Here is a 15,722-nt window from a genome sequence, read left to right on the forward strand (position 1 = left end):
TCCTACTCGCGCTCGAACCTGAAGCCGACCCCCCGGACCGTGGTGATGTATCGGGGCTTGGCTGCGTCGTCGCCGAGCTTGCGGCGAAGCCAGGAGATGTGCATGTCGAGCGTCTTGGTCGAGCCCCACCAGTTCGTGTCCCACACCTCGCGCATGATCTGCTCGCGGGTGACGACCTTGCCGGCGTCTCGAACCAGCACTCGTAGCAGGTCGAACTCTTTCGTGGTCAGGTGCAGCTCCTTCTCTCCCATCCAGGCGCGCCGGGAGTCGGCGTCGATGCGGACCCCCTGGACGACCGGCGTCTCGGAGGTGCCGCGACGCAGCAGCGCCCGGACCCGGGCGAGCAGCTCGGCCAGCCTGAACGGTTTGGTCACGTAGTCGTCGGCGCCCGCGTCGAGGCCGACGACGGTGTCGACCTCGTCGACACGGGCCGTGAGTATGAGGACCGGAGTTCCGTGGCCTTCGGCCCGGATCCGGCGGGCGACCTCCAGCCCGTCCATCTCTGGCAGGCCAAGGTCGAGAACGATGAGATCAATGCCGCCCGACAGCGCCCTTTCCAGGGCTTGCGGGCCGTCGGGACTCACCTCAACCTGGTAGCCCTCGCGGCGTAGCGCACGCGCGAGTGGCTCGGAGATCGAGGTGTCATCCTCGGCGAGAAGTACGCAGGTCATGAAGCGATCGTAGGACCTTAGGCGATCGTTTCCCGGGCACAGCGCGCGGTTTGACTCGTCGTTGACCTATCCATTGACCTGGGCAAACGCGGCTAAACATCGGTTAGTCCGGATTAAACCACCGTGCTCGCCCACAGCCAAGGCTCCGAATCGAGCCCCACCCGCCCCAGAAGATGTACCCCGTTGATACCCACCTTGTCAGCGTTGCCCCTCGTGAGCGGCATATTTCCGCCCCCGGGCGCGGCTTGGCCGACATATCGGATTCATCCGATGATCTCGCACTTCGACCCAACAACCCCCCGCCAACCCCCCGGAAGGGCCCAGGCGCCACCGATCAGGAGCGACCGCTGCGGCCATGGTGCCCAACGAGACGGCTGAGGCTGAGCACACCTGCGGGGCAGACCGGCGGCGTGTCGGCGGTCGTAGATGGTGTTGGCGGTCAGGAGAGCGGTGTTGGGGGCTGGAGGTGGTAGTGGTGCTGGCGGTGGTATTGAGGCTGGGCGTGATGCTGGCGCCCAGGAGGTGCAGCGTGCGGAGAGCGAAGCATGGTGACGATTGGTGCTTGCTGGGGGTGGGGACGGATTGGCCACCCGCGCGAAGCCGTACAAGATGGGGTTGGGCTTGGCTTGGGCGGATATGAGCCGGCCCGCAGCGGAGGGAGCTTCGTCTGAGGCGCGCGGGCCGGGAAGTCGCGCAAGAACGCCAACGACGAACTCAGTCGGATGGCGGCTCGGCGTAGCGGGCGAGGTAGAGCTGTTCGCCGAGGCTGCGGATCAGGCCGAGCTCGGTTTCCAGATAGTCGATGTGCTCTTCCTCGTTCTCCAGGATCTCCTCGAAGATGCGGGCCGAGGTGATGTCGCCCTTCTCGCGCATGAGCGCGATGCCCGGCCGCAAGCGCTGCACGACCGACATCTCGACCTCAAGGTCCGCCTTGAGCTGCTCCTCGACGGTCTGCCCGATGTGCAGGGTACCCAGGCGCTGGTAATTGGGCAGCCCTTCCAGGAAGAGGATGCGATCGGTCAGGCGCTCAGCGTGACGCATCTCGTCGATCGACTCGGCGCGCGTGTGCTCGGCCAGTTTCGTGTATCCCCAGTTCTCCTGCATCTTGGCATGGAGGAAGTACTGGTTGATCGCGGTGAGCTCCGCGGTCAGTTGCTCGTTGAGCAGCTCGATGATCTGCTTGTCGCCCTGCATGAACGGGCCCCTATCCGGCTAAGCGGTGGTCAATTCATCCGACCGCTTCAGGATTGCACAGATCTTTCGTACACATCGGGCACAGTCACCGCCAGCCCCCGTGGCATCGCGGACCTCCTTCGCGCTTCTCGCTCCCGAGGCGATGCAGTCGTGGACCTCGTTTTCGGTCACAGCACGACAAATGCACACGTACATGCAGGAACAAGCCTCTCGCGGGCGATGGCGGACAGGGGATGCCATTAGGTAAGGCACACCTAAACTAGCCCACTTTGGTAAGGCTTGCCTATGTTAGCTGCGACACAGTTTCCTACCTGGGGTCTTCCGGTCAGGAGCCCCGGGTGATCCACTCCTCCAGGTGGGGTCCCTCCGCGCCGATCGTGGTCGACTCGCCGTGCCCGGTGTGTACGACGGTCTCCGGGGGCAGCGGCAGCAGGCGGTTCCTGATCGAGTCGATGATCGTGTCGAACGAGCTGTAGGAGCGGCCGGTCGCCCCGGGACCGCCCTTGAACAGGGTGTCGCCGCTGAACAGCGCCCCCAGGTCCGGAGCGTGGACGCAGACCGCGCCGGGGGCGTGGCCCGGCGTGTGCAGGATCTCCAGCGTGACCCCGCCGACCGCGATCTTCTCGCCGTCGGACAGCGCCTCGTACGCCACCTCGTCCCCGTACTGCTGCTCCCAGAGCACCTGGTCGGCGGGGTGCAGCCGGATCGGCGCGCCGGTCAGCTCGGCGAGCGAACGAGCGGCGTTGATGTGGTCGTTGTGCGCGTGCGTGCACAGGACGGCCTTGACCGTGCGCCCGCCCACCCGCTCGGCGATGGCCGCGGCGTCGTGGGCGGCGTCGATGATGACCACCTCGCGGGCGTCGCCGACCAGCCAGATGTTGTTGTCGACCTCCCAGGTGCCGCCGTCCAGCGAGAACGTCCCCGAGGTGATGATCCGGTCGATCATTACAGGACCACCACCGAGCGCAGCACCTCACCGCGGTGCATCTTCGCGAATGCCTCCTCGACCTGCCCGAGCCCGATCGTCTCCGACACGAACTTGTCCAGCGGCAACCGGTTCTGCAGGAACAGGTCGATCAGCATGGGGAAGTCGCGCGACGGCAGGCAGTCGCCGTACCAGGAGGACTTGAGCGAGCCGCCGCGCCCGAACACCTCCAGCAGCGGGAGCTCCAGTCTCATCTCCGGCGTCGGCACCCCCACGAGGACGACCGTCCCGGCGAGGTCGCGAGCGTAGAAGGCCTGCTCGTAGGTCTCCGGCCGGCCCACGGCCTCGATGACCACGTCCGCGCCGAATCCGCCGGTCAGGTCGCGGATCGCCTCGACCGGGTCGCTCTGGCGGGAGTTGATCGTGTGGGTGGCGCCGAACTCGCGGGCCCAGGCGAGCTTGCGGTCGTCCACGTCGACGGCGATGATCTTCCCGGCGCCGGCCAGGGACGAGCCGAGGATGGCCGCGTCGCCGACCCCACCGCAGCCGATGACGGCCACGCTGTCGCCGCGCGTCACGCCGCCGGTGTTGACGGCCGCGCCGAGGCCGGCCATGACGCCGCACCCGAGCAGGCCCGCCACCTCGGCGGGCGCCTCGGCCGAGACCTTGGTGCACTGGCCGGCCGCCACCAGGGTCTTCTCCAGGAACGCGCCGATCCCCAGCGCGGGGCTGAGCTCCGTGCCGTCGGCGAGGGTCATCTTCTGGGTGGCGTTGTGGGTGGCGAAGCAGTACCACGGGCGGCCGCGCAGGCAGGCGCGGCACTGGCCGCACACCGCACGCCAGTTGAGGATCACGAAGTCGCCGGGCTCAAGGCCCGTGACGCCCGGACCGACCGCCTCGACGACGCCCGCAGCCTCGTGGCCGAGCAGGAACGGGAACTCGTCGTTGATCCCACCCTCCCGATAGTGCAGGTCGGTGTGACAGACCCCGCAGGCCTGCACGTTGACGACCGCCTCGCCCGGACCCGGGTCGGGGACGACGACCGTCTCGAGGGAAACTTCCTGACCCTTGGCTCGGGCTATGACGCCCTGCACTTCGTACGGCATGCCAGCCATCTTGTGTCAGGAGGATGATCTCCGCAAGACATAGGGCTGGACCACGCCGAGCCCCCGGGCCGGACGGCGCCGGATCTTGTGCAGCCCGAACCCCTCCAGCCCCTCGGCCAGCATGGAGTCCACCAGGACGGTGCCCGGCCGGGCGATGGCGGTGAGCCGCGCGGCCAGGTTGACGGTGGTGCCGAAGACGTCGCCCATCAGGGGCACCACCGGCCCGTACGCCAGCCCGACGCGCAACTCGTCCCGCTCCACCAGGTCCAGCGCGATGGCCGCCGCCTGGGCCGCGGTCGGCGCGGTGAACAGCACCTCGTCGCCCAGCGTCTTGACCAGCCGGGCACCATGGCAGGACACCACGTCGGAGGCACGCGCCTCGAACCCCTCGACCAGCTCCGCCAGCGCCTTCTCGTCGAGCTCGCGGGCCCGCCGGGTGAACGAGACCAGGTCCGCGAACCCCACCGCCATCGGCACCCGGCCCGGCGCGAGCTCGTCGCTGACGTCGGCCAGGGCCAGCAGCCGGGTGCCGGCGGCGGCGAGCTGGGCCCGCCAGACGTGGATCAGTACATGCTCGAAGTCGGGCATCAGGCCCCGCGCGGTGTCGAGCACCCGGGCCAGGTCGCCGTCCGACGGCTCCTGCGGCAGCACCGTACCGATCATGATCTCGGCCTGCCACTGCGCCAGCCTGGCGGTGGTCTGGCCGAGCGCCCTGGCCATCCGGATGACCGTCTGCTCGTCGAGCAGGCCGCCGCCGAGCATGCCGTGCACCCGGCGCAGCGCGTCCACGTCGGCGTCGGTGAACGCCACCGCGTCACCGGCGCGCTGCGCGAACCCGAGGGCGCGCCAGATGCGCTCGGCCAGCTCCAGCGGGACACCCGCCTTGGCCGCCACCTGCTCCTTCGTGAAGCGCGGCGGCAGGCCGACGAGCTGCCGCTCGATGTCTGCGGCGGTGGGCCGGGGCTGAGGTTCGCTCACCCGAAGGAGGTTACGTCAGCGGCCGTCCACCTCTCCGTCGGAGGCGTCCTCGACGAGCCTGAACAGGTCGGTGCGGACATCCTGGATCTTGGGGATGTCGCGCAGCACGATCTCGCCCCGGTCACCGGCGGACTCGACGGTCAGCGTGCCGCAGCCGAGCAGCCGCTCGGCGAAGGTCTGGTCGGAGCTGACCGTGTTGACCTTGGTGATCGGGATCTCGTCGGTCGACTTGTTGAGCACGCCGGTGCTGATCGTGAAGCGGTGGGTGGTCAGCACGTAGCCGGTGTTCTTCCACCGCAGGTAGGGGACGAACGACCAGATCGTCAGCAGGATGAGGCCGATGACGACGACGGCGATCCTGGCGTAGCCGGCGTATTGCCACTCCGGCATGAAGTACACCGCCAGGGCGGCGGCGACGACGATGAGGACCAGCGCGATGAAGGGGACGATGAGCCGCTTCCAGTGGGGATGGAAGGATCGGACTCGCCGCTCACCCTGCGTCAGATGATGGTCGGGAAGGGTCATGGGCAAATCGTGCCACCATCCCCGTCCGGCTGCCACGCAGCCGACTGAAAGCGCACGTACGCCCTAATTCTCCGCGCGCACGTGCCCCCTACTTCTCCGCACGCACGTGCACGACGTCGCCCGCGCTGAGCGTGTGGCGCTCGCCCGAGTCCTCCACCACGAGGTGCCCGGAGCCGTCGACGTCCGTGGCGAGGCCGGTCAGCGACCGGCCGCCGGGCAGGTCCACCCTGACCCGCCGCCCGATCGTGGCGCTCGACGCGACGTAGGCCGCGCGCAGCCCGGCGACCTCCGCGTCGCCCGCCGCGTCCGTCAGGTCGCGGTAGTGACTCTCGACCTCCCGCAGTACGGCCCTGAGCAGCGGGTCCCGGTCCACGCACGCCGCCTCCTCGATGCCCAGCGAGGTGGCCGTCTCGACGGGGAGCTCTTCCTGCCGCAGCGAGACGTTGAGGCCCATGCCGATGACGACGGCGTCGTCCACCCGCTCGGCCAGCACACCGGCCAGCTTGCGCTCCCCGACCAGCAGGTCGTTGGGCCATTTGAGCCGGACGTCCACCTCGGCCAGGCGGCGCACGGCCGAGGCGGCGGCGACCCCGTACATGAGGGACAACCAGCCCTGTGCGGCGGGCGGCAGGGTCGGCCTGAGCAGGATGGAGAACGTCAGCCCCGAGCGGGGCGGCGCCGACCAGTTGCGGCCCAGCCGGCCGCGACCGGCGAGCTGGGCCTCCGCTACCAGGACCGTCCCCTCCGCCGCTCCCTCGCGGGCGGCGTCGGCCAGGTCGGCGTTGGTCGAGCCGGTGCTGTCGACGACGGCGAGCTTCGTCCACAGGGAGCCGGGGCGGATCAGCGCACGGATGAGTGCCGCCTCGGAGAGCGGAGGACGGTCCAGGTCGGAGTAGCGCGAGTCGGGCATCCCCCTATCTTCGCTGATGGCCCGCTGTTGGCACCGCTCTGAGAGGGGAAGATAGGGGCATGAGCACGTCTCTCCATCCGCGTCTCCGGGCCTCGTGGCGGCCCTCCGGCGTGGGGTCGCGCGAGCCCAACCGCCACCCGGAGTCATGGAGGGCGTTCATGGAGGTCCGGAGTGCCAGGCGCCATGCCTGGCAGATCCTTGAGCGACGCACCGCTGCTGGGTGCGCGGTGAGGGATATTTCGCGGCTTTATAGTAAAGATCGCGCAAAGCTTCGTGCCCTCGTCGCCGGGTGGAGCGGGTGAAGACGCGGCCGGGGCCCATCACCCGCACGAAGATCAAGGAGCTCAACGGCTCCGTCGCCCGGGAGCGACGTGACGACCTGGCCACCGAGGAGCCGCTGGAGATCCGGCTCACCGCGCCCGACGGCGAGCGCAGGACCGTGGCCATCACCATGCGCACCCCTGGGCACGACTTCGAGCTGGCCGCCGGGTTCCTGCACGGCGAGGGCCTGGTCCGCCCGGGCGACATCGCCGCCATCGCCTACTGCACCGACGAGGACCTCCCGCCGGAGGCCCGCTACAACACCGTGACCGTCCACATACGCGGCCCGATTCCCGACCTGCCCGCCCTGGACCGGCACTTCCTCACCTCCAGCGCGTGCGGCGTCTGCGGCTCGGCCGGCCTCGACGCGCTGCACGACCGCTGCTCGCCCATCCCCGACGGCACGCTGCGGGTCTCCCCCGAGGTCCTGTACGAGCTGCCGGAGGCGCTGCGCGCGGCCCAGGGCGTGTTCGGCAAGACGGGCGGGCTGCACGCCGCCGGGCTGTTCTCGGCCGGCGGCGCGCCGGTCGCGGTGCGGGAGGACGTGGGCCGGCACAACGCCGTGGACAAGCTGGTGGGCTGGGCCGCCCTGACCGAGCGGCTTCCGCTGGCCGAGCACGTGCTCATGGTCAGCGGGCGGGCCAGCTACGAGATCATGCAGAAGGCGCTGGCGGCGGGCTTGCCGGTGGTGTGCGCGGTGTCGGCGCCGTCGTCGCTGGCGGTGGAGCTGGCCAAGGAGTTCGGCGTGACGCTGGTGGGCTTCCTGCGGGGCGAGCGCTGCAACGTCTACGCGGGCGAACACCGGCTGATCACAGAATGAGTGCTCAGCCGGTGTGCCGCGAGCGGCTGGCTCAGCCGGTGTTCTGCAGGCCCGCCGCCACCCCGTTGACCGACAGCAGCAGCAGCGTGGACAGGCGTTCGCGCTCCTGCTCCGACGGGGTGCCGGTGCGGAGCGCGCGCAGGGCCCGCAGTTGCAGGTGGGACAGGGCGTCCACGTACGGGTCGCGGAGCTGGACGGCGCGAGAGAGGACCTTGCGGTTCTCCAGCAGGCGGCTGTGGCCCGTGACGCGCAGGACCAGGTCCCTGGTCCGGTCATACTCCTCCAGGACCTGCCGCGCGAAGTCCTCCCGGCCGCCCAGGGCCAGATAGCGCTTGGCGATCGAGCGGTCGGTCTTGGCCAGGGACATCTCGGCGTTGTCCAGCATCGCGTTGAACAGCGGCCACTCCGTGTACGCGGCGCGCAGCTCGTCGAGAGAGCCGACGGAGGCCAGGCCGGTGCCCAGGCCGTACCAGCCGGGGAGGTTGACCCGGGTCTGGGCCCAGGCGAACACCCACGGGATGGCGCGCAGGTCGTCGAGCGAGCGGGGGGCGCCCAGGCCGCGACGGGCCGGGCGGGAGCCCAGGCGCAGCGTGCCGATCTCCTCCAGCGGGCTGACCAGGCCGAACCACTCGGGGAACCCCGGCGCCTCGGTGAGCGAGCGGTAGGCCTGCTCCGACGCCGAGGCCACCTGCTCGGCCAGGCCGCGGAAGCGTTCGGCGGCGGCGGCGGTGCGGGCGCCGACCGTGGGCGAGGAGGCCAGCAGCACGGCGTTGGCCACCTGCTCCAGGTGCCGGCGGGCAATGGCGATGTGACCGTAGCGGGCGAAGATGACCTCGCCCTGCTCGGTGACCTTGAAGCGGCCCGCGACCGAGCCGGGCGCCTGGGCCAGCACCGCGCGGTTGGCCGGGCCGCCACCGCGACCGAGGGCGCCACCCCGGCCGTGGAACATGCGCAGCTTCACGTCGTGCGCGGCGGCCCAGGCGGTGAGCTCCTCCTGCGCCTCGTAGAGCCGCAGGGTGGCGGCGGCCGGGCCCAGCTCCTTGGCCGAGTCGGAGTAGCCGAGCATGATCTCCATGCGCCGGCCGTTGTCCGCCAGGCGCTCGCGCACCTGCGGGATGTCCAGCATCCCGGTGAGCACGTGCGGCGAATTGGCCAGGTCCTGTCCCGACTCGAACAGCGGCACCACGTCCAGCACCGGCGCCCGCGCGCCGAGCGCGTGCCTGGCCAGCTCGTAGACGGCCGAGACGTCGGCGGCGGAGCGGGTGAAGGAGACCACGTAGCGGGAGCAGGCCGGGACGCCGTAGCGCTCCTGGATCCAGCCGATCGCCCGGATCGTGGCCAGCACCTCCTCGGTGCGCTCCGACAGCTCCCCGCCGGCCTCGATCTCCTCCAGGGCCGCCGCGTGCACCTGGGAGTGCTGGCGTACTTCCAGCTCGGCCAGGTGGAAGCCGAACGTCTCCACCTGCCAGATGAGGTGCTGCAGCTCCCCGTAGGCCTGTCGCGGCGCGACGGCGGCCAGCGACTCCTGGGCCAGGAGGAGATCGGCGAGCAGTTCGGCGGGCGCGCGATAGGCGAGGTCGAGGTCGCGGCGGCGGGTGGCGCCGATGCGGGCGGCCACGAACAGCAGCCACTGGCGGTGCGGCTCGCGCGGCGAGCGGGTGGCCAGCTCCGAGACCACCTCGGGATAGGCGTCCACGGCCGCGGTCAGCGCCGACTTCAGATCCGGCGAGCAGGGGGCGAGCTGGGCGGAGGCGGTGAGCGTGCGGCCGATGCGGGTGCAGGCCGTCTCCAGGGCGTTCAGCACGTGCTCGGACTGGATCTGGATGGTCTCGCGGGTGACCCTGGAGGTGACGTTGGGGTTGCCGTCGCGGTCGCCGCCGATCCAGCTCCCGTATCTGATGAACGGCCTGGCCTGGGGCGGCCTGGTGCCGGTGCGCTCGTCGAGGGCGGCGTCCAGCGAGCGGTAGACCTGGGGCACCATGCGGAACAGTGTCTCGTCGAAGGCGGCCATGGCCGTGCGCACCTCGTCGAGCGGGTCGAGCTTGGTCGAGCGGAGCTGGGCGGTGCGCCACAGCAGATCGATCTCCTCCAGCATGCGCCGCTTGTTGTCGGCACGCTCGGAGGCCCCGCGGCCGGGGGTGTTGTACTCGGTGAGCTGGCCGCTGACCCGCTGGATCGCGGTGACGACCGCGCGCCGGCGCGCCTCTGTGGGGTGCGCGGTCAGCACCGGGTGCAGCTCCAGCTCCGGCAGCAGCTCTGCGACACGCTCGTGCCCGAGCTCGTGGACGGCCTGGGCCAGCGACTCTCGCTGCACCCGGCCCTCGGCGTCCCGTTCGCGCAGTGTGCGGATGCGGTAGTGCTCCTCGGCCAGGTTTGCCAGATGGAAGTAACACGTGAAGGCGCGGGCGACCTCGACCGCCCGCTCGATCTCCCACGCGGCGACCATGGCGGTGATCTCGTCGGCCGAGATCTCGCCCTTTCGTGCCGCGATGACGGCCTTGCGCAATCGTTCGACGTCGGCCAGCAGGTCCTCGCCCCCCTGCTCGGCCAGCACCTGGCCGAGCAGTTTGCCGAGCAGTCGCACGTCGTGGCGCAACTCGTCGGGCATCTCGGTCACGGCGGCGCTACGGCGTTCGAGCCCCTGGTCAATCATGCTTCGACGATATCCAGTAGGCCGGAATGACCGTATACCGGTCTCACGGATTGGACTAGACCATTCCTCAGCTCGCTTTGGAGACGGCCGCGAGCAGTTCGGGCATCCGGGCGAAGCCGATCTTGGAGGCCAGCCGCCTGCCCAGCACCTCGGCGAGCAGCCCGTAGAAGGGCGCGGCCACGCAGACCCAGACCAGCCCCAGCGCCATCGGCACCAGGAACGGCAGGGCCAGCAGCGCTATGCCGACCATCGACCCCATCGACGCCGCGAACGCCTGGCCGCCCTGGCCGGGGGCGGCGCCGCTGAAGGCGTTCATCCGCTCGGGCACGCTGTAGGGGACGATCACGCTGGTGACCGAGCCGACGCCGAGCCCGACGCCGAGCGTGCCCCACCCGGACAGTACGGCCGGGACGATCAGCTCCGGCCGGCCGACGAACAGGCCGGTGGCGACCGCGATCACGGCCAGCAGCGGCACCGCGATCACCGCGTTGGCCAGGTGACGCCCGGCCAGGTCGGTGCCGAGGTCGCGCTCGGAGCCGAAGACGACGGCGTTCATCCACAGCGAGCGGCCGTCGATGCCGAACGCGTTGCCCGACTGCAACGCGACCATGAGGGCGCCGAGGGCGGTCATGAAGATCGGCAGCCCGTTGACGGCCTCGCCCTCGCCCCTGCCGCCCATCGAGAACGCCACCACCAGCGTGACGAAGACGGCGCTGGCCCAGCTCACCCGGAACCGCGGCTCACGCCTGATGTACTTCAGCTCCTTCGTCACCACGGCCGCCAGCGGCCCGTCCGGCAGGAACCGGTCGACCAGGCCGCTGCCCTTGCGCACGGAGGCCCCCTGGGTGGAGGAGTCGGGCGTGACCAGGGCCCGGCCGAGCGCCTTGATCCACAACCAGGCGAGCACCGCCACGAGCACGGCCAGGAAGGCGACCTCGGCCAGGCCGGTCAGCCCGCCGTCGGCGATCGCGTGCGCGGCCATGCCGGGCGGAGTCCACCTGAGCACGGCGGCCATCCCGTGCAACATGGCGGTGGGGTCGCCGAAGCCGCGGTTCATCAGCAGGTTGGGCAACTGCCCGAGCAGCACCAGGAGCAGGACGGCCACGGCCAGCAGGTCACGGCCGCGCCGGGTGCGCAGCGCGCTGGACAGCGCCGTGGTGATCAGCCTGGACGTCACCACGCAGAGCGCGAACTGCAGCAGCACGGCCGGGATCCCGATCAGGAAGCCGCCCGCGCCGTCGGCGAGCCCGACCAGGGCGCCGAAGGTGACGACGAGCATCGCCGCGGGCCAGACGCCGGTGACGGACGCGGTGAACATGCCGACCGCCATGCGGTGCGTACGCAGCGGGAACAGCGACAGCCGCGCCGGATCCAGCGTGTCGTCCAGCCCGAACGCCATCAGCGGCACGACCATCCAGCCGATCAGGAAGAACGCGAACGCCACGATCACGAGCGAGGCCGCGATGTCATCGGGGACCAGGCGCAGCAGGCTCATCAGGAAGAAACCGAGCACGGCCAGGCCGGCGGCGATGAGCAGGGTGAAGATGAAGCCCAGCTTGCGCTGGACGTCGCCGCGCAGGTTGCCGGCCAGCAGCCGGATCTTGAGCTGCGCGAAGAGCAGCACGGTGCTCACTTCTCGCCCCCGGGCTGGGCGCCGAGCCAGGTCAGGCCCGCCTCGCCGTTGTCCCGCGAACCGCCCACCAGCTCCAGGAACGCCTGGTTGAGGCTGCGCCCGCCGCGTACGTCCGCGAGCGTGCCCTGTGCCACGATGTGCCCGGCGCTCATCACCGACACCCAGTCGCACAGCCGCTCGACCAGATCCATCACGTGACTGGAGAAGATCACGGTGGAGCCGGAGCCGGTGAAGCGCCGCAGCACGTCGGTGAGGGTGTTGGCGCTGACCGGATCGACGCCCTCGAACGGCTCGTCGAGGAAGAGCACCGACGGGTTGTGCAGCAGCGCGGCCGCCAGGCCGATCTTCTTGCGCATGCCGGTGGAATAGTCGACGACCAGCTTGTCGGCGGCGCCGGTGAGGTCCATCACGGCCAGCAGCTCGTCCGCGCGCTGCTCGACGTCGGCCTTGGGGATGCCGCGCAGCCTGCCGTTGTAGAGCAGCAGCTCGCGGCCCGACAGCCGCTCGAACAGCCGCAGTCCCTCGGGCAGCACGCCGATGCGCGCCTTGACCTCGACGGGATCGCGCCAGACGTGGAAGCCGCCCACCTCGGCCGAGCCGCCGTCGGGGCGGAGCAGCCCGGTGATCATGCTGAGCGTCGTGGTCTTGCCTGCTCCGTTCGGCCCGACTAACCCCGCGAAACTGCCGGCGGGGACCACGAGATCCACCCCCGCCACCGCGATCTGGCCGCCGTAGCGCTTGAACAGGCCGTGCGTGCGAACGGCATCCGTCATGGATCCACTCTAGGAGGAGGGACTAGCCTTGCGCGCATGAGCGGAGCTGCCGAGAAGGTGCCGGAAGAACCGGACATCCACACCACTGCCGGGAAGATCGCCGACCTGGAAGGACGGCTCGACGAGGCCCTGCACGCGGGGTCCTCGGCGGCGGTGGAGAAGCAGCATGCCAGGGGCAAGATGACCGCCCGCGAGCGGGTGCTGGCGCTGCTGGACGAGGGCTCTTTCGTCGAGTTCGACGAGTTCGCCAGGCATCGGTCCTCGATGTTCGGGCTGGAGAAGCGGCGGCCGTACGGCGACGGCGTCATCACCGGGCACGGCACGATCGACGGCCGGCAGGTGTGCGTGTTCTCGCAGGACGTGACCGTGTTCGGCGGCTCGCTCGGCGAGGTGTACGGCGAGAAGATCGTCAAGGTGCTCGACCTGGCGATCAAGACCGGCTGCCCGATCATCGGCATCAACGAGGGCGGCGGCGCGCGCATCCAGGAGGGCGTGGTCGCGCTCGGCCTCTACGCCGAGATCTTCAAGCGCAACGTGCACGCCTCCGGAGTGATCCCGCAGATCTCGCTGATCATGGGAGCCGCGGCCGGCGGACACGTCTACTCCCCCGCTCTGACCGACTTCGTGGTGATGGTGGACCAGACGTCGCACATGTTCATCACCGGCCCTGACGTGATCAAGACGGTGACCGGCGAGGAGGTCACGTTCGAGGAGCTCGGCGGGGCGCGCGCGCACAACACGAAGTCGGGCGTGGCCCACTACCAGGCCGCCGACGAGGAGGACGCGCTGGAATACGTCAAGGCGCTGCTCTCCTACCTGCCCTCCAACAACCTGGACGAGGCGCCGCTCTACGCCGCGGCCACGGACCTGGAGCCGGATCCCGAGCTCGACGAGCTGATCCCCGACTCGGCGAACCAGCCGTACGACATGCACCGGGCGATCGAGCACGTGCTGGACGACGGGGAGTTCCTGGAGGTCCATGCGCTGTTCGCGCCGAACATCGTGGTCGGGTACGGCCGTCTGGACGGGCAACCGGTGGGCGTCGTGGCCAACCAGCCCATGCATTTCGCCGGATGTCTCGATATCAACGCATCCGAGAAGGCCGCCAGATTTATTCGAACATGTGATGCTTTTAATATTCCTATACTGACTTTTGTTGATGTACCGGGATTCCTTCCTGGCACAGATCAGGAATGGAACGGAATCATCCGCCGCGGCGCCAAGCTCCTCTACGCCTACGCCGAGGCCACCGTGCCGCTGATCACCGTCATCACGCGCAAGGCGTACGGCGGCGCGTACGACGTCATGGGGTCCAAGCACCTCGGCGCGGACGTCAACCTGGCGTGGCCCACCGCCCAGATCGCGGTCATGGGAGCCCAGGGCGCGGTCAACATCCTCTACCGGCGCGAACTGACCGCCTCCGAGGACCCGGAGGCCGAGCGGGCCAGGCTGGTCACCGAGTACGAGGACACGTTGGCCAATCCGTACATCGCGGCCGAACGCGGCTATGTGGACGCGGTGATCCGGCCGTCCGAAACCCGGCCCCAGGTCGTCAGGGCGCTGCGGGCGCTGCGCAACAAGCGGGCGACGCCGCTGCCCAAGAAACATGGGAACATCCCACTATGACGGACCATCTGCGTATTGTCCGTGGGGACGCCACGCCCGAGGAGATCGCCGCGTTGGTGTCCGTACTCGCCGCGCGGGAGAACCCGGCGACCCAACCGGAGACCCCTCCCCAACCGCGTCGCCAAACATGGCGAAACCCGGCTAGAGGTATGCGTAAGCCTGTCGTCCCAGGGAAGTCGGCATGGCGGATGAGCGCACTACCCTAGATAGATCCTGAGAATCGGGTGTCAAGTTCCCCGGGAGTTGGGACTATCTAGAGAAAGTAGGCGTATATAGTCAGCCGATCAACTAACTCCGCGGCCTGGAGGACGACATGGCCATCCCAGACCTCATGCCGCATCCGGTGGCAGCCAAGTACGCCGTCCTGGTGGATGTCGGTTATCTGTACGCTGCAGCGGGTGAGGTGCTGCTCGGCGCGAAGGAGCGCAAGGAATATCGGGTGGCCGCCGATGAGCTCATCCAGAGCCTTCAGAAACATGCAGAGGAACGCATTTCCGGCGAACTTCTGCGGATCTATTGGTATGACGCAGCCCGTGACCGCGTGCCCACCGTCGACCAGCGGGTCATCGCCCAGCTTCCATGGGTCAAGGTGCGGCTTGGCAACCTGAACGCCCGTGGTCAGCAGAAGGGCGTGGACGCGCAGATCCGAAGCGACCTGGAGGCGCTGGCCCGGCATCATGCGGTCACCGACACGATCCTGCTGGCGGGCGACGAGGACATGGTTCCGGCGGTCGAGGCGGCGCAGGCGTACGGCGTGCGCATCCATCTTTGGGGCGTCGAACCTCCTTACGGCACCAACCAGGCAGAACGCCTGGTGTGGGAGTCCGACACCGTCGAAGTGATCAACGCTGACTTCCTAAGGCCCTTTTTCAGCCGTGCACCGCAGCCCGTTCCGGTCACCCCGCCCGCCGCGGCGCCCTCGCCCGCCCAGGTGTTCGCCGGGCGCACGCCCGTCAAACCGCACGCCAAGCCCGGCCAGGTCGCCAAGCTCGGGCCGAGCCGGCCGCGGGTGGAGGACGTGGGCGAGCATGTGGCGCAGAAGTGGATACTGACCCGGGGCCGCGACAACATCCGCGACCTGCTGCCGGGGCCGATCCTGCCGACCGTGATCGACACCGAGCTGCTCATCGAGGCGGAGAAGGAGCTCGGGCACTCGCTGCGGCCCTACCCCGAGGCGCGGGTGTGGCTGCGTGACGGCTTCTGGGCGCGCGTCTACCGGGAGTTCGACCTGGGGGTGGGGGTCTCGTCCAAGTAGCCCTCCAGGGGGCCTCAGCGGTCGCCGTACGAGCGTACAGGGCGTAGCGGCCCGTACGGGTGGGCCGAGCACAGGCCCGCCCTGAATAGCGCTGTGAGGTGCCGGTTCGCGCCGGGCTCGGAGAGTCCGGCGCGCTGTGCCAGGTCGCGGGTGGAGGCGGGCCGGTCCAGCCGGCGAGCAGGCGGGCGCGGGTTCTGCCGAGCACCGAGGTGTGTCAGAGAAAATGCACCAGATCGGGCCGGAAATACCCATCAGCCGCAGGAGTGGTTAAAGGGGATCCTGGCGTAGTTCTCGCCGGGTCGCAACCCGGGCCTCGTGTGCGGCGTCCAGTC

Annotated in this window: 15 protein-coding genes; 4 read left to right on the plus strand and 11 right to left on the minus strand. The window is 69.6% G+C overall.

Annotated elements, in window-relative coordinates:
• Window positions 1–2: 2 nt before the first annotated feature.
• From ABGB18_RS45780 to ABGB18_RS45815, 8 genes are all read right to left on the minus strand, one after another.
• Entirely contained in the window at window positions 3–671 is a 669-nt protein-coding gene (locus ABGB18_RS45780) for a response regulator transcription factor (protein ID WP_043620820.1), read from the minus strand.
• Between the two features lie 714 nt (window positions 672–1,385).
• Complete coding sequence (gene bfr, locus ABGB18_RS45785) at window positions 1,386–1,865, minus strand: bacterioferritin (protein ID WP_347701986.1); 480 nt, start codon at window positions 1,863–1,865, stop codon at window positions 1,386–1,388.
• An 18-nt stretch (window positions 1,866–1,883) separates the two neighbouring features.
• Entirely contained in the window at window positions 1,884–2,105 is a 222-nt protein-coding gene (locus tag ABGB18_RS45790; RefSeq protein ID WP_347701987.1) for a (2Fe-2S)-binding protein, read from the minus strand.
• Window positions 2,106–2,190: 85 nt separating this feature from the next.
• The gene (locus ABGB18_RS45795; RefSeq protein ID WP_347701988.1) at window positions 2,191–2,811 is read right to left on the minus strand and encodes an MBL fold metallo-hydrolase; all 621 of its coding nucleotides are present in this window, start codon (window positions 2,809–2,811) and stop codon (window positions 2,191–2,193) included.
• Window positions 2,811–3,896 carry an S-(hydroxymethyl)mycothiol dehydrogenase gene (locus ABGB18_RS45800; RefSeq protein WP_347701989.1) on the minus strand — a complete coding sequence of 362 codons (1,086 nt, stop codon included), beginning with the start codon at window positions 3,894–3,896 and terminating at the stop codon, window positions 2,811–2,813. The genes ABGB18_RS45795 and ABGB18_RS45800 overlap by 1 nt, the downstream gene beginning before the upstream one ends.
• A gap of 15 nt (window positions 3,897–3,911) precedes the next feature.
• On the minus strand, window positions 3,912–4,874 hold the full coding sequence (locus ABGB18_RS45805) for an adenylate cyclase regulatory domain-containing protein (protein ID WP_347701990.1): 963 nt from the start codon (window positions 4,872–4,874) through the stop codon (window positions 3,912–3,914).
• A 15-nt stretch (window positions 4,875–4,889) separates the two neighbouring features.
• The gene (locus tag ABGB18_RS45810) at window positions 4,890–5,399 is read right to left on the minus strand and encodes a PH domain-containing protein (RefSeq protein WP_347701991.1); all 510 of its coding nucleotides are present in this window, start codon (window positions 5,397–5,399) and stop codon (window positions 4,890–4,892) included.
• An 88-nt stretch (window positions 5,400–5,487) separates the two neighbouring features.
• A complete protein-coding gene (locus ABGB18_RS45815; protein ID WP_347701992.1) occupies window positions 5,488–6,309 on the minus strand; it encodes a biotin--[acetyl-CoA-carboxylase] ligase in 822 nt (273 codons plus the stop codon).
• A 298-nt stretch (window positions 6,310–6,607) separates the two neighbouring features.
• Here ABGB18_RS45815 and fdhD point away from each other — a divergent pair, with 298 nt between their 5' ends.
• Window positions 6,608–7,450, plus strand: coding sequence for a formate dehydrogenase accessory sulfurtransferase FdhD (gene fdhD / locus ABGB18_RS45820; protein WP_347701993.1), 843 nt, complete (start codon window positions 6,608–6,610; stop codon window positions 7,448–7,450).
• A 31-nt stretch (window positions 7,451–7,481) separates the two neighbouring features.
• Here the strand turns inward: fdhD and ABGB18_RS45825 are convergent, their stop codons facing one another.
• The 3 genes from ABGB18_RS45825 to ABGB18_RS45835 all read right to left on the minus strand — a co-directional run bounded on the left by ABGB18_RS45825 (window position 7,482) and on the right by ABGB18_RS45835 (window position 12,509).
• Window positions 7,482–10,103, minus strand: a complete 2,622-nt coding sequence (locus ABGB18_RS45825) for a phosphoenolpyruvate carboxylase (protein ID WP_347701994.1) — start codon at window positions 10,101–10,103, stop codon at window positions 7,482–7,484.
• 67 nt (window positions 10,104–10,170) lie between these two features.
• Complete coding sequence (locus ABGB18_RS45830) at window positions 10,171–11,736, minus strand: hypothetical protein (RefSeq protein WP_347701995.1); 1,566 nt, start codon at window positions 11,734–11,736, stop codon at window positions 10,171–10,173.
• Window positions 11,733–12,509, minus strand: a complete 777-nt coding sequence (locus ABGB18_RS45835) for an ABC transporter ATP-binding protein (RefSeq protein ID WP_347701996.1) — start codon at window positions 12,507–12,509, stop codon at window positions 11,733–11,735. Before ABGB18_RS45835 ends, ABGB18_RS45830 begins: the two co-directional genes overlap by 4 nt.
• Before the next feature lie 36 nt (window positions 12,510–12,545).
• Here ABGB18_RS45835 and ABGB18_RS45840 point away from each other — a divergent pair, with 36 nt between their 5' ends.
• The 3 genes from ABGB18_RS45840 (at window position 12,546) to ABGB18_RS45850 (ending at window position 15,390) form a co-directional block, all read left to right on the plus strand.
• The gene (locus ABGB18_RS45840; RefSeq protein ID WP_347701997.1) at window positions 12,546–14,135 is read left to right on the plus strand and encodes an acyl-CoA carboxylase subunit beta; all 1,590 of its coding nucleotides are present in this window, start codon (window positions 12,546–12,548) and stop codon (window positions 14,133–14,135) included.
• Window positions 14,132–14,341: an acyl-CoA carboxylase subunit epsilon gene (locus ABGB18_RS45845; protein WP_347701998.1), complete on the plus strand. Its 210-nt coding sequence runs from the start codon at window positions 14,132–14,134 to the stop codon at window positions 14,339–14,341. Before ABGB18_RS45840 ends, ABGB18_RS45845 begins: the two co-directional genes overlap by 4 nt.
• Before the next feature lie 107 nt (window positions 14,342–14,448).
• The gene (locus ABGB18_RS45850; RefSeq protein ID WP_347701999.1) at window positions 14,449–15,390 is read left to right on the plus strand and encodes an NYN domain-containing protein; all 942 of its coding nucleotides are present in this window, start codon (window positions 14,449–14,451) and stop codon (window positions 15,388–15,390) included.
• The last annotated feature ends 332 nt before the right edge of the window (window positions 15,391–15,722 follow it).

It is taken from the genome of Nonomuraea sp. B12E4, from assembly GCF_039871825.1.
Lineage (GTDB): Bacteria > Actinomycetota > Actinomycetes > Streptosporangiales > Streptosporangiaceae > Nonomuraea.

Excerpts from the sequence above, each read along its gene's own strand:
- ABGB18_RS45795 (WP_347701988.1), bottom strand. The coding sequence starts at position 2,811 with ATGATCGACCGGATCATCACCTCGGGGACGTTCTCGCTGGACGGCGGC.
- ABGB18_RS45835 (WP_347701996.1), bottom strand. The coding sequence starts at position 12,509 with ATGACGGATGCCGTTCGCACGCACGGCCTGTTCAAGCGCTACGGCGGC.
- ABGB18_RS45825 (WP_347701994.1), bottom strand. The coding sequence starts at position 10,103 with ATGATTGACCAGGGGCTCGAACGCCGTAGCGCCGCCGTGACCGAGATG.
- ABGB18_RS45790 (WP_347701987.1), bottom strand. The coding sequence starts at position 2,105 with ATGGCATCCCCTGTCCGCCATCGCCCGCGAGAGGCTTGTTCCTGCATG.
- ABGB18_RS45810 (WP_347701991.1), bottom strand. The coding sequence starts at position 5,399 with ATGACCCTTCCCGACCATCATCTGACGCAGGGTGAGCGGCGAGTCCGA.
- ABGB18_RS45845 (WP_347701998.1), top strand. The coding sequence starts at position 14,132 with ATGACGGACCATCTGCGTATTGTCCGTGGGGACGCCACGCCCGAGGAG.
- ABGB18_RS45815 (WP_347701992.1), bottom strand. The coding sequence starts at position 6,309 with ATGCCCGACTCGCGCTACTCCGACCTGGACCGTCCTCCGCTCTCCGAG.
- ABGB18_RS45840 (WP_347701997.1), top strand. The coding sequence starts at position 12,546 with ATGAGCGGAGCTGCCGAGAAGGTGCCGGAAGAACCGGACATCCACACC.
- bfr (WP_347701986.1), bottom strand. The coding sequence starts at position 1,865 with ATGCAGGGCGACAAGCAGATCATCGAGCTGCTCAACGAGCAACTGACC.
- ABGB18_RS45780 (WP_043620820.1), bottom strand. The coding sequence starts at position 671 with ATGACCTGCGTACTTCTCGCCGAGGATGACACCTCGATCTCCGAGCCA.
- ABGB18_RS45850 (WP_347701999.1), top strand. The coding sequence starts at position 14,449 with ATGGCCATCCCAGACCTCATGCCGCATCCGGTGGCAGCCAAGTACGCC.
- ABGB18_RS45800 (WP_347701989.1), bottom strand. The coding sequence starts at position 3,896 with ATGCCGTACGAAGTGCAGGGCGTCATAGCCCGAGCCAAGGGTCAGGAA.